This is a genomic window from Streptomyces asiaticus (genome assembly GCF_018138715.1).
In the GTDB taxonomy this organism is placed as follows: Bacteria; Actinomycetota; Actinomycetes; order Streptomycetales; family Streptomycetaceae; genus Streptomyces; species Streptomyces asiaticus.
In genome coordinates this window covers 2,484,653-2,509,344 of the sequence record NZ_JAGSHX010000006.1, presented here as the reverse complement: position 1 = coordinate 2,509,344, position 24,692 = coordinate 2,484,653, and the positions used below count along the sequence as shown (strand labels likewise).

The following is a 24,692-nucleotide window of genomic DNA, read 5'->3' as shown; positions in this document are numbered from 1 at the left end:
GCCGGAGCGGAGGGCCTCCGGCGGTGGTGGGTCAGGGAGTGGGGTCGGGGCGTGGCGCGCGGGCGGCCAGCTCCAGCAGCTCATCCACCGACCACTGGGCGTAGGCGTGCTCACCGTGCTTGGCGGCGATGACGCGGCCGTCCCCGCCGACGCCCTCCCCGCGGATCAGGAAGTCCGCGGGCAGCCCGAGCCGGCCCCCGGGCTGGCTGGGCTCGGGGAGCTTCTCCCGGCCGCGGAGGACCGCCCACACGCCGGTGACCAGCGCCCACGCGATCGGCCCCCAGGCGCGCGGGCTGAGCAGGGCCCTGCGCGCCTGCTCCACCCCGAACTCCCGGTACAACCGCTTCCCGGGGTCGGCGACGACGGCGAACGGCAGCCCGTCCGTGTGCTCGCGCAACTCCTCGGCGGGGGAGTGGAAGACCACCACCTCCCGGATTCCGGCCGCCTCGATCTCCTGGTGGCGCCGCACGATCGAGCGCAGATGGAGATTGCAGACGGGGCATCCGGCGAAGCGCCGGAATTGAAGGTGGATCAGCCGGTCAGGGTCGGGCACGGCGACGGCCGGACCGGTCACGGGGGCGAGGGTGCGGGCGGAGACGACGGAGCCGGGCTCCATGGGAGCCCCCTTTCGTAAGCGTACGGCATACGCCTACCAGCGTAGGCGTATGCCGTACGCTGTCAATCGCCATGCCACGACCCCGCTCCCTCACCCCCGATCAGCTGGCCTCGGCCGCCCTCGCCGTCCTCGATCGTGAGGGGCTCGCCGGGCTCTCGATGCGCGCCGTCGCCAAGGAACTCGGAATGAGCACGATGGGGCTCTACCGCTATGTGGACGATCGCGAGGAGCTCGAAGGGCTGGTCGTCGAGCGTGTCCTCGGTGCCGTCGACACCACGCCGCCCGATCCCGGAGCCCCATGGGGCGAACGACTCCGGATCATGGTCGGCCGACTGCGCGACACCGTCAGCGCCCACCCCGCGGTCCTCCCGCTGACCCTCACCCACCGGCACCGTTCCCCCAGCTCGCTGCGGTGGGCGGAGACGGCGCTCGCGATCCTCACCGAGGCGGGCCTGGACGGCGAACGCCGGGTCCTCGCCCTGCGCGCCCTCCTCGGCTATGTGATCGGCGCGATCCAGCTCGAACACCTCGGACCGCTGTCCGGCGCGGGCACGGTCACGATCTCCGAGCTGCCGTCCGACGAGTTCCCGTACCTGGCCGACACGGCACGACAGGCGCGGAGCGTGGGGGTGGAGCGGGAGTTCTTCGGCGGGCTGGAGGTCTTCCTGCGTGGGCTGGGCGCCTAGCTGTGGGTCAACGGCGAAAGTCGCCCCCACTCGTGTGGGTGGCGTCCCCGGTGTTCCTGCCCGCTACCCTTGGGCACGCGGCCAGAATCCCGTCCATGGGAGGAACCATGACTGCTGAACCGCTTCCGGCCTGGGCCTTTCCGCCCCCGGGCGGATTCACCGCAGACGACCTTGACCGCATTCCGGATCTCCCGCCGCACACTGAGCTGATCGACGGGAGCCTGGTCTTCGTGAGTCCGCAGAAGAGTTTTCACTCGCTGGCGATGTATTTGCTGGAGAAGGGGCTCCGGGCGTCGGTGCCGGAGACGCTGCGGGTGCGCCGCGAGATGACGATCACTCTCGACAGCGGCAACCGTCCCGAGCCGGATATCTCCGTCGTGCGGGCCGAGGCGACCACCGCTGACGCCCATGAGACGGGCTACAAGGCTGTTGACACCGTCCTCGCGGTAGAGGTGGTGTCGCCGGAATCACAACTTCGCGACCGCAAGCGGAAGCCGCAGCTCTATGCCGAGGCGGGGATCCAGCACTTCTGGCTGATCGAGAAGGACGCGGGCAGCCGCCCCGTTGTGCACGTGTACGAGTTGGATTCAGTGACCGGCTGCTACGTCCCCTCCGGTATCCACCACGACCGCCTGAAGCTCACGGTCCCCTTCGACATCGACATCGACCTCACCGAGATCGATCGGCTGTAGGCCCCTCGGAGGCCGAGGGGCCGGCCGGTGGCTAGCCCGCCAGCTCGTACGCGTAGTCCGGTGAGAAGGTGCCCGCCGGGCCCGCGCAGCCGTCGACTTCGCCCGGGGGCTTGACCCAGAGGTAGGCGTCGATGGCCGGGTCGCCGGTGTTCGCCGTGGGGTTTTCGCCGACCTTGCGGCCGTGGGGGTCGCACCAGGCGTTGTCGGGGGCGGGGCCGTTGCCGTTGCGGCTGGTGTCGATGACGGCGGTGAGCCCCGAGGAGGTGCCGAGCTGGGCGAGCACGCTCTTGGCGAAGGCCACCTCGTCGGCGGTGCGGCGGAAGTTGGAGACATTGCTGTAGATGCCGTCGCCGCTGGTCAGCACCCCGGCCGAGCGGAGCCGCGAGGCCTGGACGGCGGCGCTGTTCCAGGCCGAGTGACCGGCGTCGAAGTACACCCGGGCGTGGGGGTTCGCGCTGTGGATGGCGGTGGCGGCGCGGGCCAGTGAGGCGTAGCGGCCGCTCAGCTCGGTGGGCGAGAGACAGCTGATGAGCGCGATCGAGTCGGGTTCGAGGATGATGACGGCGGGCCCGCTGCCCAGCCCGGCGGCGAAGCCGCGCACCCATGTGTCATAGCTCGCGAGGTCGGGCGCGCCGCCCGCGGAGGCCCCGCCGCAGTCGCGGTTGGGGATCTGGTACGTCACCAGGACGGGGGTCTGGCCCTTGGCGGAGGCGGCGGAGGTCACCTTCCGGACGTCCTCGGTGACGGTGGCGGGGGAGTACCGGGAGAACCACGCGGCCTGGGGCTGACTGGCGATCCGCGAGGCGATGCGCGGTTGCCGGGAGTCGCCCGGATTGGCGGCGACCCACTTGTTGACGAGCGAGTCGGGGTTGTTGAAGAACCGGGTGTCGCCCGGCAGTTCGCCCGCGACGGCCTGCGGTGTGTAGGCCGCGCCGATCAGGAAGGCGGCGGCGAGCCCGGCTGCCGCTAACGCTCTGGTGATGCGCACGGTGCGTCACTCCTCTCGCGTGGGGTGGCTGCTCAGCCCTCTGGCCGCCGTGTCCGGCCGCCGTCCTCTGGTTGCCGCCGGGCGGGGAATGGTTGCCGTGGAGTTCGAGGAGACGCGTACGGCCGCGGTCAACTCGCCCGGTACGAAACGCCTGTTGGGGACCCCATCGCGGTGAGGTCCCCAACAGGCGTTACGTACAAGGCTCAGCGACCCGGCACCGCCTCGTCCGCGCCGGGCGAGGGCGCGTCCTCGGCCGTGGACCCGGCGTTCTCCGCGCCGACCCGGCGCAGCGTCACCAGGGCCAGGACGGCGCCTGCCACCAGGACCACCGCCCCGGCCCCGGACGCGATCCGCATCCCGTGGGTGAACGCCTCCCGCGCCGCGTCCAGCAGGTGCTCCCCGGCCCGCCCCTTCAGCGAACCCGCCACCCCGGCGGCCGCGCCCAGCGTCTCGCGCACCTGGTCGAGCGCGTCGGCGGGCAGTCCGGCGCCCAGCGAGTCCTTGACGTCGCTCCGGTAGACGGCGGTGCCGACGCTGCCGAGCACCGCCATGCCCATCGCCCCGCCGAACTCCTGGCCCGTCTCCAGCAGCGCGGCCGCCGAACCCGCCCGCTTCGGCGGGACGGTGCCGATCGCCATGTCGGTGACCAGCGACATCACCGCGACGATCCCGCTGGCCAGGACGGCGGCGCCGATCAGCACGGTCCACAGCGCGTCCGTACCGGCCAGGGCCAGGATCCCGTAGCCGATGGCCGCGGACGCGAAGCCCGCGCCGATCACATACGCCCGGTTGGCGCCGCGCTGGACCGCCGCGGCCGCGGCGGGACCGGCGATGCCGACGCAGACGGACGGGGCCAGGCTCCACAGCGCCGCCTCCAACGCGCCCTTGCCGAGCACCGACTGGAGATACTGGGTGGTGAAGTAGGCCGAGCCCATCATGGCGAAGGTGGCCAGCGCGTTGAGCGCGATCGACGGGCCGAAACCGCGGTGGTGGAACAGCTCCGGGCTGATCATCGCGTCGCGCCGGGTGCGCTGGCGCCGTACGAAGACGGCGCCGATGGCGAGACCGGCCACGATGGACAGCACCGGGATCAGGCCGACGGCGTTGTCGGCGGCGATCCTCTTCAGGCCGTAGATCACCGGCAGCACCGCGGCCATCGACAGCGGCACGCTCGGCAGATCGAACGCCCCGGGCGCGGGGTCCTTGAACTCCGGCACCAGGAGCGGCACCAGCGCCAGCAGCAGCACCATCGCCGGAACGTTGATCAGGAAGACCGAGCCCCACCAGAAGTGCTCGATCATCACTCCGCTCAGCACCGAGCCCAGCGCGACTCCGCCCGCCATGGCCGACGACCAGATCGCGATCGCCTTGGCCCGCTGCTTCTCGTCGAGGAAGAGGTTGCGGATCAGCGCCATCGTCGAGGGCATCAGCGTGGCACCGCCGATCCCGAGCACCGCCCGTGCGGCGATGAGCATCTCGGCGCTCTGCGCGTACGCCGCCGCGACGGACGCGGCGCCGAAGGCCGCGGCTCCGAACAGCAGCAGCTTCCGCCGTCCGAAGCGGTCGCCCAGCGCTCCCATGGTGATGAGCAGCCCGGCGAGGGCGAAGGCGTAGATGTCGAAGATCCACAGCTGCTGGGTGGAACTGGGGTGCAGCTCCCGGCTGATGGCCGGCACCGCGAAGTACAGCACCGACACATCCATGGAGACCAGGAGGAGCGGAAGCATCAGGACCACGAAGGCGGTCCATTCCCTGCGTCCGGCGCGCGGGCCGGTGGAAGTCGAGGTCATGACGGCGACTATACGGGCGTCTTAAACAAGCGTCTAGTACGGCTGTGTAAAACGTCTGTGTGAGACGCTCGTCTAGGACGGTCGTATGGGATCGGGATACCCTGGCGCCATGGGACATCGAGAGGATCTGCTGGCCGGGGCCAAGCGCTGCCTTGAGGAGAAGGGCTGGTCCCGTACGACGGCGCGGGACATCGTGGCCGCCTCGGGCGCCAATCTGGCCTCCATCGGCTACCACTACGGCTCCAAGGACGCCCTGATGCGGGAGGCGCTCTTCGCCTCCATGGGCGACTGGGCCGATGACGTCCAGCGCTCCCTCGAGGCGGACGCCCCGGCCGGTGAGGGCCCGGACGCCGGGCTGCGGGAGCGGTTCGAGTCCCGGTGGACCCGGGTGCTCGAGCTGTTCGACAAACACCAGGCGGTGTGGCGCTCCCAGTTGGAGGCCATCCTCCAGGTTCAGCACGACCCGGAGCTGCGCGCCGCCTTCGGCCGGGCCCAACCGGAGGGGCGCCAGGGGCTGGTGGGGTTGATCCACGGCATCGACGAGCGCGATGTGGACGAGGAGACCGCCCGGGTCATGGGCTCGTTCTATATGACGCTGGTGAGCGGGATGGTCGTCCAGATGGCCATCGACCCCGGCCTCATGCCCAGCGCCCATGACCTCGTCGAGGCGATGCGCCGGATCGTCGGCGACGCCCCGGACGCCCCAGACGCCCCGGACACCCCCGCGGCCCCGACCGGCTGAGACCCGGGCTCAGCGCCCCGGCGGTCCGAGACGCGCGGCCTTCAGCGTCATGTGGAGCAGCAGCCGGTCCTCGCCCGCGTCCAGGTCGAGACCGGTCAGCTGCCGCACCCGCGAGAGCCGGTAGTACAGCGTCTGCCGGTGGATGCCCAGCCGCTGGGCGGTGCGCCCGGCCTGGCCCGCGCAGTCGAGGAAGGTCTCCGCGGTGCGGGCGAGTTCGGCGTGCGCGGGCTCCAGCAGGGGCCGTACGGCGGCGTCGGGCGGCAGCGCGGGCAGCGCGGCCAGCAGCCGGTACGGGCCGATGGCGGACCACTCCGCGACCGGGCCCAGGTGGGTGTCGGCGTGCGCCGCCCGCGCGGCGGCCAGCGCCTCCTGCCAGGCGGCGGGCAGATCCTCCAGCCCGCGCCGGGGCGCGCTGACCCCGGCGGCGGCCCTGGGCGCCGGTCTCCCAGGTCTCCCGCCACCCGCCGTGGCCCTGGGCGAGCGCAGCAGCTGCTCGGCCGTCGCGCGGGCCGGGTCCAGGGCGGAGGCCGCGCGCAGCCGGACCAGCGCCGCCAGCCCCGCGCCTGCCGCCCCGGGCGACCCGGACACCCCTGCCGCCGCGTCCCCCGGCAGCGCGCACGCGGCCACGATGCCCGGCAGATGCGGAAGACCCGGGTGGTCCGCGTCCTCGCCGGTCCCCGGCGTCCACGGCACCACCGCCACCAGCGCCAGCGGCCCGTCGGCCGCTCCGCGCAGCGCGGCCCGCAGCCCGGCGCGGGCGGCGTCCCGCCCGGCCGGCGGTCCGGTCAGCGCGTCGCGCAGCAGCTCGCCGAGCTCCTCCCCGGCCCGCGCCTCGGCCGCCAGCAGCGCCCCGATGCGGTCCGCGGTCTCCATGGCGCGGGCCAGCCGGGGATCCCGCGCGCCCGCCGGGCCGCCCAGCTCCAGATCGGCGAGATGGCCGTCGTCCAGCAGCCAGACATAGCCGTGCACCACCCCGCGGTGCCGGACGGGCAGACAGATGCGGCCCATGAACACCCCGGCCGCCGGGTCGGGCGGGATCCGCAGCGGCGCCTGCGCCCGGGCGATCCCGAACGCCTCGAACCAGGCCCGCACCGCCGCCGTCGAGCGGCGCTGGAGGATCGAGCGGGTGCGCACCGGGTCCAGCGCGGGCTCCGCCGTGTCATCGCTGTCCTCGCTGTCCTGGGCGCCGAAGGCGATCAGCGCGAAGTCGCGGTTCTCCAGGGTCGCGGGTGCCCGGAGCACCGCCGTGATCTCGTCCACCAGCTGCTGGTAGTCGTCGCGCATGAGTCCCGCCTCTTCCCGCTTTCGCCCCTCACATTCTCATACAGATGTCTGAGATCCCGGCCACGGATGCGTGACAGCTGTCGATGGTCCGGAATCCGCGCCATCCTTAAATTTCACGGTGAGTTGCCGTTGCCGTTCATCGGCCGTCATCGTGGAGGTGCCCCGTGCTGGGACCCGTGCTGCTCGCCGCTTCGCGCAGTGCCGCCATCCGCCGTATCGTCTCGGCCGCGCCGGTCACCCGCCCCATGGTGGACCGCTTCGTCGCCGGGGAACGGCTGGCCGAGTCCCTGGGGGCGGTGCGGTCGCTGACCGCCCGCGGCCTGGACGTCACCCTGGACCATCTGGGCGAGGACGTGACCGACCGGTCCGAGGCGCTGCGCAGCCGTGACGCCTATCTGGCGCTGACCGAGGCGCTGGCCGCCGAGGGGCTCGCCGGGCGCGCGGAGATGTCCGTGAAGCTCTCCGCCTTCGGCCAGGCGCTGCCCGGGGGCCACGATCTGGCGCTGGCCAATGTGACCCCGGTCGTGGAGGCCGCCGCCGCGGCGGGCACGACGGTCACCCTCGACATGGAGGACCACACCACGGTGGACTCCACCCTCGCCATCCTCGGCGAGCTGCGCGGCCGCTTCCCGCAGACCGGCGCGGTCCTCCAGTCCTATCTCTTCCGGACCGAGGACGACTGCCGGGCGCTGGCCGGGGAAGGCTCCCGGGTGCGGCTGGTGAAGGGCGCGTACAAGGAGCCGGCGAGCGTCGCCCACCAGGACAAGCGCGAGGTGGACCGCGCGTATGTGCGCTGTCTGAAGATCCTGATGGCCGGTGACGGCTACCCCATGATCGGCTCGCACGATCCGCGCATGGTCGCCATCGCCCAGGACCTGGCGCACCGCCTCGGGCGCAAACTGGACGAGTACGAGTTCCAGATGCTGTACGGGATCCGCGTGGCCGAGCAGGACCGGCTGGTGGCGGAAGGTCACCGTATGCGGGTTTACGTCCCGTATGGCACAGACTGGTATGGGTACTTCATGCGCCGCCTCGCGGAGCGTCCCGCCAACCTCACATTCTTCCTGCGCTCGCTGGTCGGCCGCCGCTGACCGCTCCCGGGATCGCAGACCTCGTAAACCCCCGACGCCCCCGACGATCGAAGGAGACAACGGCCATCATGGACGCCGTCACCCAGGTCCCCGTGCCGGTGAACGAGCCGGTGCACACCTACGCACCCGGCACCCCGGAGCGCGCCCGCCTCGAGACCAAGCTCAAGGAGCTCGGCGAGAACCCCATCGATCTGCCGATGACCATCGGCGGCCAGAAGCGGATGGGAGCGGGGGAGCGCTTCGACGTCGTCCAGCCGCACAAGCACTCCGCCCGCCTGGGCACCTACGGCAACGCCACCCAGGGGGACGCGCAGGACGCGATCGACGCCGCCCTGGCCGCGGCCCCGGCGTGGCGCGCGCTCAGCTTCGACGACCGCGCCGCGGTCATCCTCAAGGCCGCCGATCTGCTCTCCGGCCCCTGGCGGGAGACGCTCGCCGCGTCCACCATGCTGGGCCAGTCGAAGACCGCGCAGCAGGCGGAGATCGACACCCCCTGTGAGCTGATCGACTTCTGGCGCTTCAACGTCCACTTCGCCCGCCAGATCCTGGCCGAGCAGCCGGTGACCAACTCGCCCGGGGTCTGGAACCGCACCGACCACCGGCCGCTGGAGGGGTTCGTCTACGCGATCACCCCCTTCAACTTCTCCGCCATCGCGGGCAACCTCCCGACCGCCCCCGCCCTGATGGGCAATGTGGTGGTCTGGAAGCCGTCCCCGACCCAGACGCACGCCGCCGTGCTGCTGATGGAGCTGCTGGAGGAGGCCGGGCTGCCCAAGGGCGTGATCAACCTGGTCACGGGCGACGGCAAGGAGGTCTCCGAGGTGGCGCTTGCCCACCCGGACCTCGCGGGCATCCACTTCACCGGTTCGACCCGGACCTTCCAGTACCTGTGGAAGACGGTCGGCAACAACATCGAGAACTACAAGACCTATCCGCGGCTGGTCGGCGAGACCGGCGGCAAGGACTTCATCGTCGCCCACCCCTCCGCCGACCCGGCGGTGCTGAAGACGGCGATGACCCGCGGCGCCTTCGAGTTCCAGGGCCAGAAGTGCTCCGCGGCCTCCCGCGCCTATGTGCCGCGCTCCCTGTGGGAGAACGGCCTCAAGGAGGAGTTCGCCACCGAGGTCAACGGGCTGACCATGGGCGATGTGGCCGACCTCGGCAACTTCATGGGCGCGGTCATCGACGAGCGCGCCTTCGCCAAGAACAAGGCGGCGATCGACCGGGCGAAGTCCGACCCCACGGTCGAGGTCGTCGCGGGCGGCTCCTACGACGACAGCGAGGGCTGGTTCGTCCGCCCGACCGTGCTGGTCTCCACCGACCCGGAGAACGAGATCTTCAAGGACGAGTACTTCGGGCCGATCCTCGGGGTGCACGTCTACGAGGACGAGGAGTACGACGCGATGCTGCGGCAGATGGAGTCGGCCGCCCCGTACGGGCTGACCGGCGCCATCATCGCCCAGGACCGCGCGGCGGCGGCCGCCGCCTGTGAGGCGCTGCGCTTCGCGGCCGGCAACTTCTACATCAACGACAAGCCGACCGGTGCCGTCGTCGGCCAGCAGCCCTTCGGCGGCGGCCGCGCGTCCGGCACCAACGACAAGGCGGGCGCCAAGCAGAACCTGATGCGCTGGACCTCCACCCGCTCCATCAAGGAGACCCTGGTCCCGCCGACCGACTACCGCTACCCGCACATGGGCTGACCCTCGAGCCCCGGCGACCCGCGCCCCGGACCGCACTGAAGTGGTCCGGGGTGCGGTGCTGTCAGGGGGCGCGTCGGGGGAAATCTGTGGACGCCCGATACGCGGCGGTGCTAGCGTCAAGCAGTCAAGTAGGCACTATTTACCGCAGTTTACGTGGGTAACCAGGCGCGGGAACGCCCACGGACTTGCGATCGGCCGCCGTTGGTCGAGGTCGGACGGGGGTCGGCCTCGATCACCGGCGTGACGCCGATGGATGATCACCCTGGGTCAGTGGCCGATGTCACCCTGTTCGCGTCTCAGATAATAGGACGTCCGACTAATTGTGCAGACACTGACGCTCCGCTGCCTTACTTTTGTGGAAGCCGAACGTCTCGCTGCATCCAGCGATGGCGGCCGTGGCCGGTGCACATCGCGCAGGTGACCCCTGCCGCACCCAGGCCCCCGCCCCTTCCGGCAGCCACCTTCTCGGGGAGCTTTCCTTCCTCCCGGGCGTCACCGGGTTCAGCAGAGGAGATGTGATCATGGCCGAGACGACTGTCCGCAGGATCCGCCGCAAGACCGACAACACCGACCGCAAGAAGGCCGCCGCCGCACTTCAGCGCGCCCTCGACCGCCGGGACAACGGCGGCGCCACCGGTCACTGACGCCGGGGCCGGGTGACCTCGAAGCGGTCCACCCGCTCGCCCGACTCCGCCAGGGCCGTGACCGTGAGCCTGGGGCGGGGGCCCGGCTCCACCTCCACCGCGAGGAACGAGAAGCCGGTGTAGCGGACCCGGGACCAGTCCGCGCTGTCCCGGTTCTTCTCGCCGTCCTTGGTCCAGTGGTAGGTCTTCACCTCGTCGAGGTCCTTGACGTGCCCCTCGTAGCTGTCGGGCACCGGGAACTCGTAGAGCTTGGCGCCCGCCCCGCCCGCGGTCACATAGACGATCCCGTCGCGCACCGCGTCGGCGCTCCCCTCCACCGGGACCCGGCGGGCGACCTTGCCGCCCCGGAGGGCGTCGGTCCGCTCGTAGACGTGGTTGTGGCCGTTGATGACCAGGTCCACCTGGTGCTTGTCGAACAGCGGCACCCACGCGTCGCGCACCCCGCCGTCCGAGGCGTGGGCGCTGGTGGTGGAGTAGGCGCAGTGGTGGAAGAAGACCACCAGGAAGTCGATGCCGGGCCGTTTGCGCAGCTGCTCCAGCTCCCGGTCCAGCCAGCGGGTCTGCGCCCCGCCCGTGTACCCCTTGTTGGCCGGCATCTCGTACGACACGTCATTGGCGTCCAGGGCGACCACGCCCACGTTCCCGTAGACGAACGCATAGACGCCGGGCGCCTTGCGCGGGTCCGGCCCGTTCCCGGGCAGCGACCAGCGGGCCAGCTGGCCGCCGTAGCCGTCGGGGGAGTACCACGCCTCCATGTCGTGGTTCCCGGTCGTCACCATCCACGGCACGCTCGCCGCGACCGAGTCGGTCTGGGCGAGGAAGGAGTCCCAGACCCGGGCGTCATAGAGGTCGGACTTCTTCCCGTGGCCGGTGGTGTCCGCGTAGCACAGATCCCCGGCGTGCAGATGGAACGACGGATTCTGGCCAAGGATCAACTGGTCGTTGGCGAGCGCGTCATAGCTCACCCCCTGGTCGCCGAAGGCGGTGAAGACGAACTTCCCGGGCCGGTCCGGCGCGGTGCGGAAGGTGCCCACGGACGCGAAGTGACGCGGCTCGGCCGGATCGCGGTCCGCGTGCCCGACGCCGTAGTAGTAGGTGACCCCGGGGCGCAGGTCGTCCACGGCGGCGTGCAGATAGAACTGGTCGACCGCGGGCAGCTTGTCGCTCAGCGACGGGGTGTGCAGATGACGGACCTCGGCCTCGACCTTGCGGGTGAGCTCCAGCGGGCTGGTGCCGATCCGCACATACGGCTTGCGCACCGCGAACGGCACCTGCCAGGAGATCCGCATCTGCGTCCGCGGATCGGCGCCGAAGGCCAGATGGCGGCCGAACGGGGCGACCAGCGCGCCGTCCACCGTGGCGGCCCCCGCCCTCGGGCCCGCGGCCGGCGCCGGCTTGGTGTCGGCGGCGCACGCCGCCCCGCCCAGCAGCCCCGCGCCCGCGACCGTGCCCGCCGTGGCGGCGCCCCGGCGCAGCACCCGGCGGCGGGAGAGCCGGGCCCGCAGATACTCGTGCTGCTCCGCCATGGTCATCCGCTGGGCGAGCCGTTCCGGTACGCCGAACCGTGGTGTGTCCATGGACCGGAATGTCCCCCGAGCGGTCAACAGCGCGCCATACAGAGGGTGAACGAGGGATTGCCGCTGGGCGGCCGTCCGAATGGTGGAACGCCTATGTCAATCCATGGGACGAGCGGTAGGGTCCCGGTATGTCTCGCAGCATTCGCCTCGCAGTGATCCCCGGTGACGGTATCGGCCAGGAAGTCGTGGCCCAGGGCCTGAAGGTCCTCTCCGCCGCCCTTCCGCAGGACGTGAAGCTGGAGACGCGGAGTTACGACCTCGGCGCCCAGCGCTGGCACGCCACCGGCGACACCCTGCCGGACGCGGAGCTGGAGTCGCTGAAGGACCATGACGCGATCCTGCTCGGCGCCATCGGCGACCCCTCGGTGCCCTCGGGTGTGCTCGAGCGCGGGCTGCTGCTCAAGCTGCGCTTCGCCTTCGACCACTACGTCAACCTGCGTCCGTCGAAGCTCTTCCCGAACACCCCGACCCCGCTGGCCGGCCGCCCCGACATCGACTTCGTGGTCGTCCGCGAGGGCACCGAGGGCCCGTACGTGGGCAATGGCGGCTCGATGCGCACCGGTACCCCGGACGAGGTCGCCACCGAGGTCAGCCTGAACACCGCCCACGGTGTCGAGCGTGTGGTCCGGGACGCCTACGAGCGCGCCAAGGCCCGGCCGCGCAAGAAGCTGACCCTCGTGCACAAGAACAACGTCCTGGTGCACGCCGGCCACCTGTGGAAGAACATCTTCGACCGGGTCGGCCAGGAGTACCCCGAGGTCACCACCGACTATCTGCACGTCGACGCCGCTACGATCTTCTTCGTCACCCAGCCGGAGCGGTTCGACGTGATCGTCACCGACAACCTCTTCGGTGACATCCTTACCGACCTCGCCGCCGCCGTCACCGGCGGCATCGGGCTCGCCGCGAGCGGCAACATCAACCCCTCCGGCGCCTTCCCGTCGATGTTCGAGCCGGTCCACGGCTCCGCGCCGGACATCGCGGGTACCGGCAAGGCCGACCCGACGGCGACCGTGCTGTCGGTGGCCCTGCTGCTGTCGCACCTCGGCTACGGGGACGAGGCGGCCCGTATCGAGACCGCCGTCGCTTCGGACCTCGCCGAGCGGGACGCGGCCGCGCCGCGCACCACCGACGAGATCGGCGACGCGCTCGCCGCCCGAGTATCCGGCTGACCCCAGCCTGTGCCGACGCGCGGCTGGGTGCGACGATCGACCTCGGGCCGCGCGTTCCACCACGTTCCTTCCTCGGCCCCACCTAGGAGATAATCCCCGGTGGGGCCGCTGTGTGAAGAAGAGCTTGGACGTCCTAGTACCGCTTGCGGGCAGGATGGTGAGAGCGCGGTCCGCCACAACCAAAGGTGAAGGACTACCTGCCATGACGACGCCCACGATCGAGCTCAAGCCCTCCTCCCACCCCATGCCCGCCGCCGAGCGGGAGAAGATCCTGGCCAACCCCGGATTCGGCCGCCACTTCACCGATCACATGGTGACGGTCAAGTGGACGGAGGGCCGTGGCTGGCACGAGGCCCAGCTCGTGCCGTACGCCCCGCTGTCGCTCGACCCGGCGAACATGACGCTGCACTACGCCCAGACGATCTTCGAGGGGCTCAAGGCGTACCGCCGGCCCGACGGCACCGTGGCCACGTTCCGCCCCGACCAGAACGCCGAGCGGTTCCAGACGTCCGCGCGCCGCATGGGCATGCCGGAGCTCCCCGTCGAGACCTTCATCGCGGCGTGTGACGCGCTGGTCACCCAGGACAAGGCGTGGGTGCCGGGCCACGGGGAGCAGTCCCTGTACCTGCGGCCCTTCATGTTCGCCACCGAGGTCGGGCTCGGTGTCCGGCCCGCGAACGAGTTCCTCTTCGTGGTGATCGCCTCCCCGGCCGGGGCCTACTTCCCCGGCGGTGTGCAGCCGGTCTCGGTCTGGCTCTCGGAGGAGTACGTCCGCGCGGCGCCCGGCGGCACCGGCGCGGCCAAGACGGGCGGCAACTACGCGGCCTCCCTGGTCGCCCAGGCGCAGGCCGCCGAGCAGGGCTGTGACCAGGTGGTCTGGCTGGACGCGATCGAGCGCCGCTGGATCGAGGAGATGGGCGGGATGAACCTGTACTTCGTGTACGGGAACCGCATCGTGACGCCCGAGCTGTCCGGTTCGCTGCTGCCGGGGATCACCCGCGCCTCGCTGCTGGAGATCGCCGCCGACCTCGGCTACGAGGTCACCGAGGGCCGGATCTCCGTCGACGACTGGCGCGAGGGCAACGCCGACGGGACCCTCACCGAGGTCTTCGCCTGCGGTACGGCGGCCGTGATCACCCCGGTCGGCTCGGTCAAGTCCGCCCGGGCGAGCTGGACGGTGGCCGACGGTGAGCCGGGCGAGGTGACCATGCGGCTGCGCAAGTCGCTGCTGGACATCCAGACCGGTGCCGCCCCGGACCCGCATGGCTGGATGCACCCCCTGGGCTGACCTTGGGGCGTCACCTCGTTGACGCCGGGGGTTCGCATCCTGAGACGGATGAGAGCGCGGGGGCGGAATGTGCCAGACTGCCTCCGTGCCCTCGTTCGTCATGATTATTGGCAGCAGGCGCGCCGGTCCGCAGTGACCGCCCGTACGACCCGGTACAGGGCGGCCATCGTGCCCCAGACCCGCGCGCAGACCTCTCGCACCCGCGAGGGGTCTTTTCGTTTTCCGGACCATCCCGCCGGATGCGAAGCGTGAGGGATCATAGGAGGGCGCGGAACCGGATATTCCGGTAGACCGAGATCCATCCGACAGGAGCCAGACCAACCATGAAGGATCTGCCCGACGACGGCTTCCATGTCTTCGACACCACCCTGCGCGACGGAGCGCAGCGCGAGGGCATCAACCTCACGGTCGCGGACAAGCTGACCATCGCCCGTCACCTGGACGACTTCGGCGTGGGCTTCATCGAGGGCGGCTGGCCCGGCGCCAACCCGCGCGACACGGAGTTCTTCGCCCGGGCCCGCGCCGAGATCGACTTCAAACACGCCCAGCTGGTGGCGTTCGGCGCCACCCGCAAGGCGGGGGTGCGTGCCGAGGACGACGCCCAGGTCAAGGCGCTGCTGGAGTCCGGGGCGCCGGTGATCACCCTGGTGGCGAAGTCCCACGACCGCCATGTGGAGCTGGCCCTGCGCACCACGCTCGAGGAGAACCTCGCGATGGTCCGGGAGACCGTCGCCTATCTGCGGTCCCAGGGCCGCCGGGTCTTCCTCGACTGCGAGCACTTCTTCGACGGCTACCGGGCCAACGCCGGCTACGCCAAGCAGGTCGTCTCCGCCGCCCACGAGGCGGGCGCCGAGGTGGTGATCCTCTGCGACACCAACGGCGGCATGCTCCCCGGCCAGATCGACGCGGTGGTCCGCACCGTGCTGGCCGACACCGGGGCGCGGCTGGGCATCCACGCCCAGGACGACACCGGCTGCGCGGTCGCCAACACCCTCGCCGCCGTGGACGCGGGCGCCACCCACGTCCAGTGCACGGCCAACGGCTACGGCGAGCGCGTGGGCAATGCCAACCTCTTCCCCGTCGTCGCGGCCCTGGAGCTCAAGTACGGCCGCCGGGTGCTGCCGGAGGGCGCACTGGAGGAGATGACCCGGATCTCGCACGCGATCGCCGAGGTCGTCAATCTGACGCCGTCCACTCACCAGCCCTATGTGGGTGTTTCCGCCTTCGCCCACAAGGCCGGACTCCACGCCTCCGCGATCAAGGTCGATCCGGATCTGTACCAGCACATCGACCCCGAGCGGGTCGGCAACACCATGCGGATGCTCGTCTCCGACATGGCCGGTCGGGCGTCGATCGAGCTCAAGGGCAAGGAGCTGGGCATCGACCTCGGCGACGACCGGGCGCTGGTGGGCCGGATCGTGGCGCGGGTCAAGGAGCGGGAGCTCGAGGGCTACACCTACGAGGCCGCCGACGCCTCCTTCGAGCTGCTGCTGCGCCAGGAGGTCGAGGGCCGTCCCCGCCGCTTCTTCCGCGTCGAGTCCTGGCGGGCGATCGTCGAGGACCGCCCGGACGGCACCCACGCCAACGAGGCCACCGTGAAGCTGTGGGCCAAGGGCGAGCGCATCGTCGCCACGGCGGAGGGCAACGGCCCGGTCAACGCGCTGGACCGGGCGCTGCGGGTGGGGCTGGAGCGGATCTACCCGCAGCTGGCCACGATGGAGCTGGTGGACTACAAGGTCCGCATCCTGGAAGGCAAGCACGGCACCGAGTCCACGACCCGGGTGCTGGTCTCCACCGCGGACGGCCAGGGGGAGTGGTCGACCGTGGGCGTCGGGGAGAACGTGATCGCCGCGTCCTGGCAGGCCCTGGACGACGCCTACGCCTACGGGCTGCTGCGGGCCGGAGTGGACCCGCAGGAGTGACGCCGGCCGGGCGGCGGGACATGCGGATGGTGCGGCTCCGGCGGCCGCCGGAGTAGGGTGCGGGGAGCGGAGCGCGGCCGACGTGCTCCGTTGCCCGATCCGGCCGCACGGCCGCTCCGGCGGACGGCGCCCATCCGGGTGGTCGCGCCCGCCCCCCGCACCGTCACGGCCTGGAGGTTTGTGGGGTGCCGACAGGGCCGATAGTCCTTTAGGACACCAGGTAGTGGGAAAGCCGCTGTCCAGTTCTGTTCCGCCTGCCCACCAAAACGCCCCTGACGTTGTAGGGAATTGACATGCGTTTCCGGGGGTCCGGGAACGTACCGTCATTGCATGACCAATCTCGAAGGTGCGCCTGCTGAGGCGAGTGACGTTCGCGGGCGCGTCGCCGAGCTGCACGCGATTCGCGAGCAGGCTCGGCGCGGCCCGAGCGAGCGGGCGACCGAGGCTCAGAAGGCCAAGGGGAAGCTGACTGCTCGCGAGCGGATCGATCTGCTGCTTGACGAGGGGTCCTTCAACGAGGTGGAGCCGCTGCGGCGGCATCGTGCGACCGGGTTCGGGCTTGAGGCCAAGAAGCCTTACACCGACGGTGTCGTCACCGGCTGGGGGACCGTCCACGGACGGACGGTGTTCGTCTACGCACACGACTTCAGGATCTTCGGCGGGGCGCTGGGGGAAGCCCACGCGACCAAGATCCACAAGATTATGGACATGGCCATCTCGGCCGGGGCGCCGCTGGTGTCCCTCAACGACGGCGCCGGTGCCCGTATCCAGGAGGGCGTCTCGGCGCTCGCCGGTTACGGCGGCATCTTCCAGCGGAACACCAAGGCGTCCGGTGTCATCCCCCAGATCAGTGTGATGCTCGGCCCGTGCGCGGGCGGCGCGGCGTACTCCCCGGCGCTGACGGACTTCGTCTTCATGGTCCGGGAGACCTCGCAGATGTTCATCACCGGACCCGATGTGGTCCAGGCGGTGACGGGCGAGAAGGTCAGCCAGAACGGACTGGGCGGCGCCGATGTGCACGCCGAGACCTCGGGTGTGTGCCACTTCGCCTACGACGACGAGGAGACCTGCCTCGAGGAGGTCCGCTACCTCCTGTCGCTGCTGCCGCAGAACAACCGTGAGAACCCGCCGACCGTCGAGTCCGACGACCCGGCCTCCCGGCGCGGCGACTCGCTGCTGGACCTCGTCCCGGCCGACGGCAACCGGCCGTACGACATGCGCAAGGTCATCGAGGAGATCGTCGACGACGGTGAGTACCTCGAGGTCCACGAGCGCTGGGCGACCAACATCATCTGCGCGCTGACCCGGCTCGACGGCCAGGTGGTCGGCATCATCGCCAACCAGCCGCAGTCGCTGGCCGGGGTGCTGGACATCGAGGCGTCGGAGAAGTCCGCGCGCTTCATCCAGATGTGCGACGCCTTCAACATCCCGCTGGTCACCTTCCTCGACGTGCCCGGCTTCCTGCCCGGTGTGGACCAGGAGCACGGCGGGATCATCCGGCACGGCGCCAAGATGCTGTACGCGTACTGCAACGCCACCGTGCCGCGGATCTCCGTCATCCTGCGCAAGGCGTACGGCGGCGCCTACATCGTGATGGACTCCCAGTCCATCGGGGCCGACCTGACCTACGCCTGGCCGACCAACGAGATCGCGGTGATGGGTGCCGAGGGCGCCGCCAACGTGATCTTCCGCCGTCAGATCGCCGGAGCCGACGACCCCGAGGCCATGCGCGCCCGCATGGTCAAGGAGTACAAGTCCGAGCTGATGCACCCGTACTACGCGGCCGAGCGGGGGCTGGTCGACGATGTGATCGACCCGACCGAAACCCGTGAGGTCCTCATCCGGTCCCTGGCGATGCTGCGCGACAAGCACGCCGACCTGCCGTCCCGCAAGCACGGCAACCCGCCGCAGTAACCCCTCACGTTCACGACCTCGCGCGGGACCCGCGCGACAAGGGAGAAGAGAAAACCGTGAGCACACCCAGCGATATCGCCGATCCCGCCGCCGCGGCGGCGGCCACCCTGGTCCGGGTCGAGAAGGGCCACGCCGACGCCGAGGAGCTCGCCGCGGTCACCGCGGTGCTGCTCGCCCGCGCGGCCGCCGGCACCCACCGGACCGCCGGCTCCACCCGCCCGAGCCGCAGCGCCGCCCGCTGGCGCCGTCTGGAGCGCCGCCCGGCGTTCAGCGCACCGCACAGCTGGCAGGGCTGAGCGCCCACCGGCGCCGCCGGGTCCGGACGGCCGCACACCGCCCGGACGCCCGAGCAGGCCCGGCGAAACGCACAAATCCCCTGTTCTCCTTCGGAGAGCAGGGGATTTTGGCTTCCGCCGTCGGCCTCGGCTAGCGCAGCCGGGCCATCAGCGCGTGCTCGACCAGGGTGATCAGCGCGCTCTTGGCCTCGCTGCGGTGGCGGGCGTCGGTGGTGATGATCGGCGCGTCCGGGCCGATCTGGAGGGCCTCGCGGACCTCTTCGGGGTTGTAGGGCTGGTGCCCGTCGAAGCCGTTGAGGGCGATGACGAAGGGCAGCCCGGAGTTCTCGAAGTAGTCGACCGCCGGGAAGCAGTCGGCGAGGCGGCGGGTGTCCACCAGGACGACCGCGCCGATGGCGCCGCGGACCAGGTCGTCCCACATGAACCAGAAGCGGTCCTGGCCGGGCGTGCCGAACAGGTACAGGATCAGGTCCTGGTCCAGCGTGATGCGGCCGAAGTCCATGGCCACCGTGGTGGTGGTCTTGTCCGGCGCGTGGGTGAGATCGTCGATGCCCGCCGAGGCGGAGGTCATCACGGCTTCGGTGCGCAGCGGGTTGATCTCCGAGACCGCGCCGACGAACGTGGTCTTGCCCACGCCGAAGCCGCCCGCCACCACGATTTTCGCGGAGGTGGTGGAGCGGGCTGCACCGCTAGAGCTTGCGAAGTCCACTGAGCACCCTTTCGAGCAGTGTCACGTCAGGCTGACCGCCGGCGGACTCGTCGCCGCCGGGCTGATGGATCGCGACGAGCCCCGCCTCGGCCAGGTCGGCTACGAGGATGCGGGCTACGCCGAGAGGAATGGTGAGCAGTGCGGAGATCTCGGCGACCGACTTGATCTCGCGGCACAGGTGGCAGATCCGCTGGTGCTCGGGCAGTTGGCCCTGGAGCTGAGCGGGGTCGGCCGTGGTGTGCACCAGCGCCTCGATGGCGAGCTGGTACCGGGGCCGGGTCCGGCCCCCTGTCATGGCGTACGGGCGCACCAGAGGGTTATGGGTGCCGCCCGCGGGGGAGGAAGGTTCCGGGGCGGGGCGCTCAGGCGGCTGTACGGGCTCGATACGGGGCGCGGGCGGCGCGTCGTACCAAGACCCCTCCGACGGCCCGGGAGGCGCGTAGGAGGGCGTGTACGGCTGTTGCTGGGGCCGCTGCGGCTGCCGCCGCGGGGGCTGCTGCTCCCGCTGGGGCTCCGGCTGCTGTGGGGAGCGGGCCTGGCGGCTGGGTGCGGAGGGGAAGTTGTAGCGCTTCACTGGGCCCTCTCCGCGCGGCTCGGACGGCTGCCCGTGGGCGTACGGATATCCGCTAGGGGGCGTTGCCACGTGTCCTCCTCCAACTCGCCTGTCTTGCCGGTCGCGCCACCGCACCCTATGGCGCGGTGGCGCGAAACGCACTCCATGTTTGCTAGTTGAGAAGACTGCCCTGCAATTCCGCGCGCAGATCCGGGGTGAGGACGTTGCCCGCGCGATCGACCAGCAGGGCCATCTCGTAGCCGACGAGGCCGATGTCGCACTCGGGGTGGGCGAGCACGGCGAGGGAGGATCCGTCGGAGATCGACATGATGAAGAGGAAGCCTCGTTCCATTTCGACGACGGTCTGGTTGACCACGCCGCCTTCGAAGATGCGGGAGGCTCCGGAGGTGAGCGAGGTCAGGCCGGAGGCCACCGCCGCCAGTTGATCGGCTCGGTCACGGGGGAAGCCTTCGGACATCGCCAGAAGGAGTCCGTCGGCGGAGACCACCACCGTGTGGGACACCCCGGGGGTGTTGTCCACGAAGTTGGTGATCAACCAGTTCAGGTTCTGCGCCGCCTGGCTCATCGGGCTCACACTAACGCTCCTGATCGTAGGTGCTGCCGGGGCCGAAGCCCTGTTGGTCATGCTGGTCACGCCCGGGGGTCCCGGACCTCGCGTCGCGTCCCCGCTGGACGCCGCGGCGCAGGTTGCTCAGCCTGCCGCGGACGTCCTCCGGGGCGCGGGAGACCTGGGGGCCGCCCTGTCCGGTCGGCTCCGCGGCGCCCTCGACCAGATTGGCCTTGGGCACCCGGCGGGGCAGGCCGGACGATGTGACCCCGCCGGCCTTCGGCTCGCGCAGCCGCTCGGCACGGTGCCAGCGCTGGTCGTTCTCCGACTGCCACGGGGCACCGTCCTCCTGCTGCTGGGGAGCCTGGTGGGGCCGCTGCGGCGCCGCGGGCGCCGCCGGATCCCCGACCATCCCCTGTGCCCCTGTCTCCTCGGACGGCTGCCACTGCTTGTCACGACGCGGAAGCCCGGCGTCGGTCATCGAGTGGATTCCGCTCGGGGAAGGGCCCGGACGGTGGAACTCTACGCGGTCCCGGGAAACTTCGGGAGCGCTGGGTCCCGATTCCGCTTCGGTCCCGAACTGCGACGCGAAGGGCATCTCGAAAGATCCGGAATCGCCCCACTCTCCCTGCTGAGAGGGTGAGTTATAGCCGATGTACGGCTGCTGTTCGGATTCCGTTTGAGTTGTGTAATTCGCTTCCGGTTGCGTAAAGGCGGAATTCTGGTACCCGGACTGCGCCAACGGGCCGGAAGCGGCCTGGTCATGGCGCGGATCCTGCTCGGGCGGGGTGGCTCCCATTCCGCTGTACTGGCCCAGGAACTGGTTCTGCCCCTGGTCCCGGTCGTAGGCGGAGTCGTCGAAGCCCAGCTCGGCGGCGGTGCGCGAGGACAGCTCGCTCGCGTCCTCGTAGGAGGGAGCGGGCTGCGGCTCGGGAACGATCCGGGAGACCGTGAAGTCGTCCTGGGGCAGCTCCTCGCCGCCACCGCCGTGGGTGATCGCCTCGGGCAGCATCACCAGCGAGGTGGTGCCCGCCAGCTCCCCGGAGGGGCGCAGCTGGACCCGGATGCCGTGCCGGTCGGCGAGGCGGCCGACCACGAACAGGCCCATGCGCTGGGACACCGAGGCGTCCACCGTCGGCGGATTGGCCAGCTTGTGGTTGATGTCGGCGAAGTCCTCGGCGGTCAGGCCGATGCCCTTGTCGTGGATCTCCACCACCACCCGGCCGTCGGGCAGCCGGGTCGAGGTGACCCGCACCTTGGTGTGCGGGGAGGAGAAGGTGGTGGCGTTCTCCAGCAGCTCGGCCAGGAGGTGCACCAGGTCGGTCACCGCGGTGCCGTGGATCTCGCTCTCGGAGATCCCGGCCAGCTCGATCCGCTCGTAGGACTCCACCTCGGAGGAGGCGGCCCGCAACACGTCGATCAGCGGCACCGGCTGGTTCCAGCGCCGGCCGGGCTCCTCGCCCGCGAGGATCAGGAGGTTCTCGCCGTTGCGCCGCATACGGGTGGCCAGGTGGTCCAGCCGGAAGAGGTGCTCCAGCTGGTCCGGATCGGCCTCCCGGCTCTCCAGTTCGGAGATCAGGGTCAGCTGCCGCTCGATCAGTCCCTGGTTGCGACTGGAAAGGTTGGTGAAGATCGCGTTGACGCCGCCGCGCAGCATCGCCTGCTCGGCCGCGAGCCGGATCGCCTCGCGGTGCACCTGGTCGAAGGCGCGGGCCACCTCGCCGATCTCGTCCCGGGTGTTGATCGGTATCGACCTGACCCGGGTGTCCACCCGTCCGGGGTCGGTGCGGGAGAGCTGGTCGACCACCGCAGGCAGCCGCTTCTCGGCGACGTCGAAGGCGGCGTTGCGCAGTTGCCGCATCGAATGGCTCATCGACCGGGCCATCCGGGCGGCCACGAAGAAGGCGGCGAGGAGCGCCAGCACCACGATCGCGCCGTTGACGATCGCATCGCGCCGGGCGTCCGACGAGATCTGCGCCGCCTCGTCCACGGCCTTGTTCACCAGGGTCTGCTCGACGTCCCGGTAGGCGTTGAACTTGATCGTGGAGGCGTTGAACCAGGAGTCCGGGGTGACCCCCTGGGCGGCCAGCGCGGAGGGGCTCGCACCGCTGCCCACGGCCTTGAGCATCTTGTCCATGCCGGGCGGCGCCACGAACTTCTTTCCGTCCGCCTCCGCCTTCCGCTTCGCCTCGGCGATTTGCGTCTGCGCACGCTTCTCGGCCGTCGTGAGGGTGTCCTCGAGCCGGGTCACGTCCTGCGGGGTGCCGGCGGCCTCGAACTCCCCGAGCGCGATGCCCTCGAGGTAGACGTACGAGGTGAAGGCGGTGAGCTGGGTCTTGCGGTCGGTCGTGGACGGGCCGGGCTTCACCAGCAGATGGGTGCCGATGGAGCGCTGGAGCGACTCCGCGCCCTTGGCCAGGGATACCGCGTAGACGGTACGGCCGTATGACGTGATATTGCCGGTGCCCAGGCCGAGTTCATTGGCGAACTCGATCAGCCCGTGCTCGACGGCCACATAGCCCTCTTCGGTCTTCACCCCGTCGAGGCGGTCGGTGTAGGCGTTCCGGCGCAGGGCGACCAGCTGCGGTTCGGCGGCTCTGAACGCTTTGAGGCGGCGTTTCAGGGTCGGCGTCTGCGGCATGTCGGCGACGGCCTTGTCGAAATCCTTCTTCGCCGCGTCGCTGGCGGCCCGGGCCTTGGAGACCGTGGCCTCGTTGGTGCCGCTGAGCAGCGGGCCCGCGGTCAGGTCGCGCTCGTTGACCAGGGCGTGGGCGTAGGTGGTGGCGGCCCGGACGACCTGGGCGGTGCGCTCGGCGTCCCGCGCCTCGTTCCAGGTGGAGACCGATGAGGCGACCTGGAAGCCACCGAAGACCAGGGCCACGAGCACGGGGATGAGCAGGATTGCGTACAGCCGGCCGCGCACCCGCCAGTTCCGAGGGGAGATCCGGCCACCACTGGGTGCGGGTGGCCCCGCTGCCTCGGCGGGCGACGCCGCTGTGCCTGTACGCGGCGGCGGGGTGAAGTTCCCTCGCGCCTCTTGCGCGGGGTCCGGCTTGCTTCGCCTCACTCGACCAACAACCTCTCGGCATCGGCACCTGATTCGTGCCGTTCCCAGCTGAGCCCTGACTGCCCAGTTCAGCGAATTCCAGCACGCCGCGCGGGTGCTTTCCAAACAGTGCGCAAAGCGCTCAGTGTGTTGTCTGGACCAGAGAAAAAACGGGCGTTACGGCTGAGATCTGTCGAATAACGAACTATTTGAGTGCGCACCGGAGCTACGCGATCGCGCTCCGTATCGACAGCCGGTGCATATCTCTGTCGAAACGTTATGAATGACGAGCGGGCCGTGTCGTTCGACACAGCCCGCCCTACGTCGGATTTCCGACAACTTCCGGACAGCGGCCCCTACTTGAGCCGGGCCATCAGCGCATGCTCGACCAGCGTGATGAGCGCGCTCTTGGCCTCGCTGCGGTGGCGGGCGTCGGTGGTGATGATGGGAGTGTCCGGGCCGATCTGGAGGGCCTCGCGGACCTCTTCGGGGTTGTAGGGCTGCTGGCCGTCGAAGCCGTTGAGGGCGATGACGAAGGGCAGGCCGGAGTTCTCGAAGTAGTCGACGGCGGGGAAGCAGTCGGCGAGGCGGCGGGTGTCCACCAGGACGACCGCGCCGATGGCGCCGCGGACCAGGTCGTCCCACATGAACCAGAAGCGGTCCTGGCCGGGCGTGCCGAACAGGTACAGGATCAGGTCGTCATCGAGCGTGATGCGGCCGAAGTCCATCGCCACGGTCGTCGTGGTCTTGTCCTGGACGTGGCTCAGATCGTCGATGCCCGCCGAGGCGGAGGTCATCACGGCTTCGGTGCGCAGCGGGTTGATCTCCGAGACCGCGCCGACGAACGTGGTCTTGCCCACGCCGAAGCCGCCCGCCACCACGATCTTCGCCGAGGTGGTCGCGCGGGCGGGGGGAGCGCCGCTAGAGCTTGCGAAGTCCACTGAGCACCCTTTCGAGCAGTGTCACATCCGGAGTTCCGCCCGCTTCCGAACCGCCCCCGGGCTGGTGGATCGCCACCATGCCGGCCTCCGCCAGGTCCGCCACCAGGATGCGTGCCACGCCCAGGGGGATGTTCAGCAGCGCCGAGACCTCGGCGACCGACTTGACCTCCTGGCACAGGTGGCAGATCCGCTGGTGCTCGGGAAGGAGCCCCTGTAGATGCACGGGGTCGGCCGTCGTGCTGACCAGCGCCTCGATGGCGAGCTGGTAGCGCGGCCGGGTCCGGCCACCGGTCATGGCATAGGGGCGCACCAATGGCTGGTCGCCTTCACCCCCGTACGGCGATTGGTGATGGCCGCCGTACGGGCCGGGCGAGGCGGGGGGCGGGGTCATGGATCCTCCGGTCGGACAACAAGGTGACGGTGGTGCCGTCGGTCGGTGCCGGTGGGGGGCCGCCCGGCCAGGTGGCCGGGCG

Annotated in this window: 22 protein-coding genes; 11 read left to right on the top strand and 11 right to left on the bottom strand. The window is 70.6% G+C overall.

The window, feature by feature from the left end; translation table 11 throughout:
• Nucleotides 1-31 precede the first annotated feature (31 nt).
• Nucleotides 32-616, bottom strand: coding sequence for a peroxiredoxin-like family protein (locus tag KHP12_RS18220; protein WP_211833173.1), 585 nt, complete (start codon nucleotides 614-616; stop codon nucleotides 32-34).
• Between the two features lie 71 nt (nucleotides 617-687).
• Between KHP12_RS18220 and KHP12_RS18215 the strand changes: the two genes are divergently transcribed.
• Both KHP12_RS18215 and KHP12_RS18210 read left to right on the top strand, forming a co-directional pair.
• On the top strand, nucleotides 688-1,302 hold the full coding sequence (locus KHP12_RS18215) for a TetR/AcrR family transcriptional regulator (protein WP_086879628.1): 615 nt from the start codon (nucleotides 688-690) through the stop codon (nucleotides 1,300-1,302).
• Nucleotides 1,303-1,409: 107 nt separating this feature from the next.
• Entirely contained in the window at nucleotides 1,410-1,994 is a 585-nt protein-coding gene (locus KHP12_RS18210; protein ID WP_037948486.1) for a Uma2 family endonuclease, read from the top strand.
• Between the two features lie 31 nt (nucleotides 1,995-2,025).
• On the opposite strand, the gene KHP12_RS18205 is transcribed toward KHP12_RS18210, so the two are convergent.
• Entirely contained in the window at nucleotides 2,026-2,982 is a 957-nt protein-coding gene (locus KHP12_RS18205) for a glycoside hydrolase family 6 protein (protein ID WP_086879629.1), read from the bottom strand.
• Nucleotides 2,983-3,185: 203 nt separating this feature from the next.
• Nucleotides 3,186-4,772 carry an MFS transporter gene (locus KHP12_RS18200; protein WP_086879630.1) on the bottom strand — a complete coding sequence of 529 codons (1,587 nt, stop codon included), beginning with the start codon at nucleotides 4,770-4,772 and terminating at the stop codon, nucleotides 3,186-3,188.
• Between the two features lie 109 nt (nucleotides 4,773-4,881).
• On the opposite strand from KHP12_RS18200, the gene KHP12_RS18195 reads away from it, so the two are divergent.
• Complete coding sequence (locus tag KHP12_RS18195; RefSeq protein WP_167442333.1) at nucleotides 4,882-5,514, top strand: TetR/AcrR family transcriptional regulator; 633 nt, start codon at nucleotides 4,882-4,884, stop codon at nucleotides 5,512-5,514.
• Nucleotides 5,515-5,523: 9 nt separating this feature from the next.
• Here the strand turns inward: KHP12_RS18195 and KHP12_RS18190 are convergent, their stop codons facing one another.
• Complete coding sequence (locus KHP12_RS18190; RefSeq protein WP_086879632.1) at nucleotides 5,524-6,798, bottom strand: PucR family transcriptional regulator; 1,275 nt, start codon at nucleotides 6,796-6,798, stop codon at nucleotides 5,524-5,526.
• Nucleotides 6,799-6,962: 164 nt separating this feature from the next.
• Here KHP12_RS18190 and KHP12_RS18185 point away from each other — a divergent pair, with 164 nt between their 5' ends.
• The 3 genes from KHP12_RS18185 (at nucleotide 6,963) to KHP12_RS52425 (ending at nucleotide 10,233) form a co-directional block, all read left to right on the top strand.
• The gene (locus tag KHP12_RS18185) at nucleotides 6,963-7,889 is read left to right on the top strand and encodes a proline dehydrogenase family protein (protein ID WP_086879633.1); all 927 of its coding nucleotides are present in this window, start codon (nucleotides 6,963-6,965) and stop codon (nucleotides 7,887-7,889) included.
• Between the two features lie 68 nt (nucleotides 7,890-7,957).
• The gene (gene pruA, locus KHP12_RS18180; RefSeq protein WP_086879634.1) at nucleotides 7,958-9,589 is read left to right on the top strand and encodes an L-glutamate gamma-semialdehyde dehydrogenase; all 1,632 of its coding nucleotides are present in this window, start codon (nucleotides 7,958-7,960) and stop codon (nucleotides 9,587-9,589) included.
• Between the two features lie 521 nt (nucleotides 9,590-10,110).
• Nucleotides 10,111-10,233 (top strand): hypothetical protein, encoded by a 123-nt coding sequence (locus KHP12_RS52425; protein ID WP_020868213.1) that lies wholly within the window; start codon nucleotides 10,111-10,113, stop codon nucleotides 10,231-10,233.
• Here the strand turns inward: KHP12_RS52425 and KHP12_RS18175 are convergent.
• Nucleotides 10,227-11,810, bottom strand: coding sequence for a purple acid phosphatase family protein (locus KHP12_RS18175; RefSeq protein ID WP_086879635.1), 1,584 nt, complete (start codon nucleotides 11,808-11,810; stop codon nucleotides 10,227-10,229). The genes KHP12_RS52425 and KHP12_RS18175 overlap by 7 nt on opposite strands.
• Nucleotides 11,811-11,938: 128 nt before the next feature.
• Between KHP12_RS18175 and KHP12_RS18170 the strand changes: the two genes are divergently transcribed.
• From KHP12_RS18170 to KHP12_RS18150, 5 genes are all read left to right on the top strand, one after another.
• Entirely contained in the window at nucleotides 11,939-12,982 is a 1,044-nt protein-coding gene (locus tag KHP12_RS18170; protein ID WP_037948505.1) for a 3-isopropylmalate dehydrogenase, read from the top strand.
• 202 nt (nucleotides 12,983-13,184) lie between these two features.
• Nucleotides 13,185-14,270: a branched-chain amino acid aminotransferase gene (locus tag KHP12_RS18165; protein WP_086879636.1), complete on the top strand. Its 1,086-nt coding sequence runs from the start codon at nucleotides 13,185-13,187 to the stop codon at nucleotides 14,268-14,270.
• A gap of 323 nt (nucleotides 14,271-14,593) precedes the next feature.
• Nucleotides 14,594-16,192 carry a citramalate synthase gene (gene cimA, locus KHP12_RS18160; protein ID WP_037948512.1) on the top strand — a complete coding sequence of 533 codons (1,599 nt, stop codon included), beginning with the start codon at nucleotides 14,594-14,596 and terminating at the stop codon, nucleotides 16,190-16,192.
• 330 nt (nucleotides 16,193-16,522) lie between these two features.
• Nucleotides 16,523-18,106, top strand: coding sequence for an acyl-CoA carboxylase subunit beta (locus KHP12_RS18155; protein ID WP_037948515.1), 1,584 nt, complete (start codon nucleotides 16,523-16,525; stop codon nucleotides 18,104-18,106).
• A 56-nt stretch (nucleotides 18,107-18,162) separates the two neighbouring features.
• Nucleotides 18,163-18,402 carry an acyl-CoA carboxylase subunit epsilon gene (locus tag KHP12_RS18150; protein WP_078559055.1) on the top strand — a complete coding sequence of 80 codons (240 nt, stop codon included), beginning with the start codon at nucleotides 18,163-18,165 and terminating at the stop codon, nucleotides 18,400-18,402.
• Between the two features lie 130 nt (nucleotides 18,403-18,532).
• Here KHP12_RS18150 and KHP12_RS18145 read toward each other — a convergent pair whose 3' ends face one another.
• From KHP12_RS18145 to KHP12_RS18120, 6 genes are all read right to left on the bottom strand, one after another.
• Nucleotides 18,533-19,111, bottom strand: a complete 579-nt coding sequence (locus tag KHP12_RS18145; protein ID WP_075200410.1) for a GTP-binding protein — start codon at nucleotides 19,109-19,111, stop codon at nucleotides 18,533-18,535.
• Complete coding sequence (locus tag KHP12_RS18140) at nucleotides 19,092-19,754, bottom strand: DUF742 domain-containing protein (RefSeq protein ID WP_086879637.1); 663 nt, start codon at nucleotides 19,752-19,754, stop codon at nucleotides 19,092-19,094. Before KHP12_RS18140 ends, KHP12_RS18145 begins: the two co-directional genes overlap by 20 nt.
• Before the next feature lie 82 nt (nucleotides 19,755-19,836).
• Nucleotides 19,837-20,250, bottom strand: coding sequence for a roadblock/LC7 domain-containing protein (locus KHP12_RS18135; RefSeq protein ID WP_020868201.1), 414 nt, complete (start codon nucleotides 20,248-20,250; stop codon nucleotides 19,837-19,839).
• Between the two features lie 10 nt (nucleotides 20,251-20,260).
• Nucleotides 20,261-23,299, bottom strand: coding sequence for a sensor histidine kinase (locus KHP12_RS18130; protein WP_086879638.1), 3,039 nt, complete (start codon nucleotides 23,297-23,299; stop codon nucleotides 20,261-20,263).
• 335 nt (nucleotides 23,300-23,634) lie between these two features.
• Nucleotides 23,635-24,219: a GTP-binding protein gene (locus KHP12_RS18125; RefSeq protein ID WP_078559056.1), complete on the bottom strand. Its 585-nt coding sequence runs from the start codon at nucleotides 24,217-24,219 to the stop codon at nucleotides 23,635-23,637.
• Entirely contained in the window at nucleotides 24,200-24,610 is a 411-nt protein-coding gene (locus KHP12_RS18120; protein WP_014055140.1) for a DUF742 domain-containing protein, read from the bottom strand. Before KHP12_RS18120 ends, KHP12_RS18125 begins: the two co-directional genes overlap by 20 nt.
• Nucleotides 24,611-24,692: the final 82 nt, after the last annotated feature.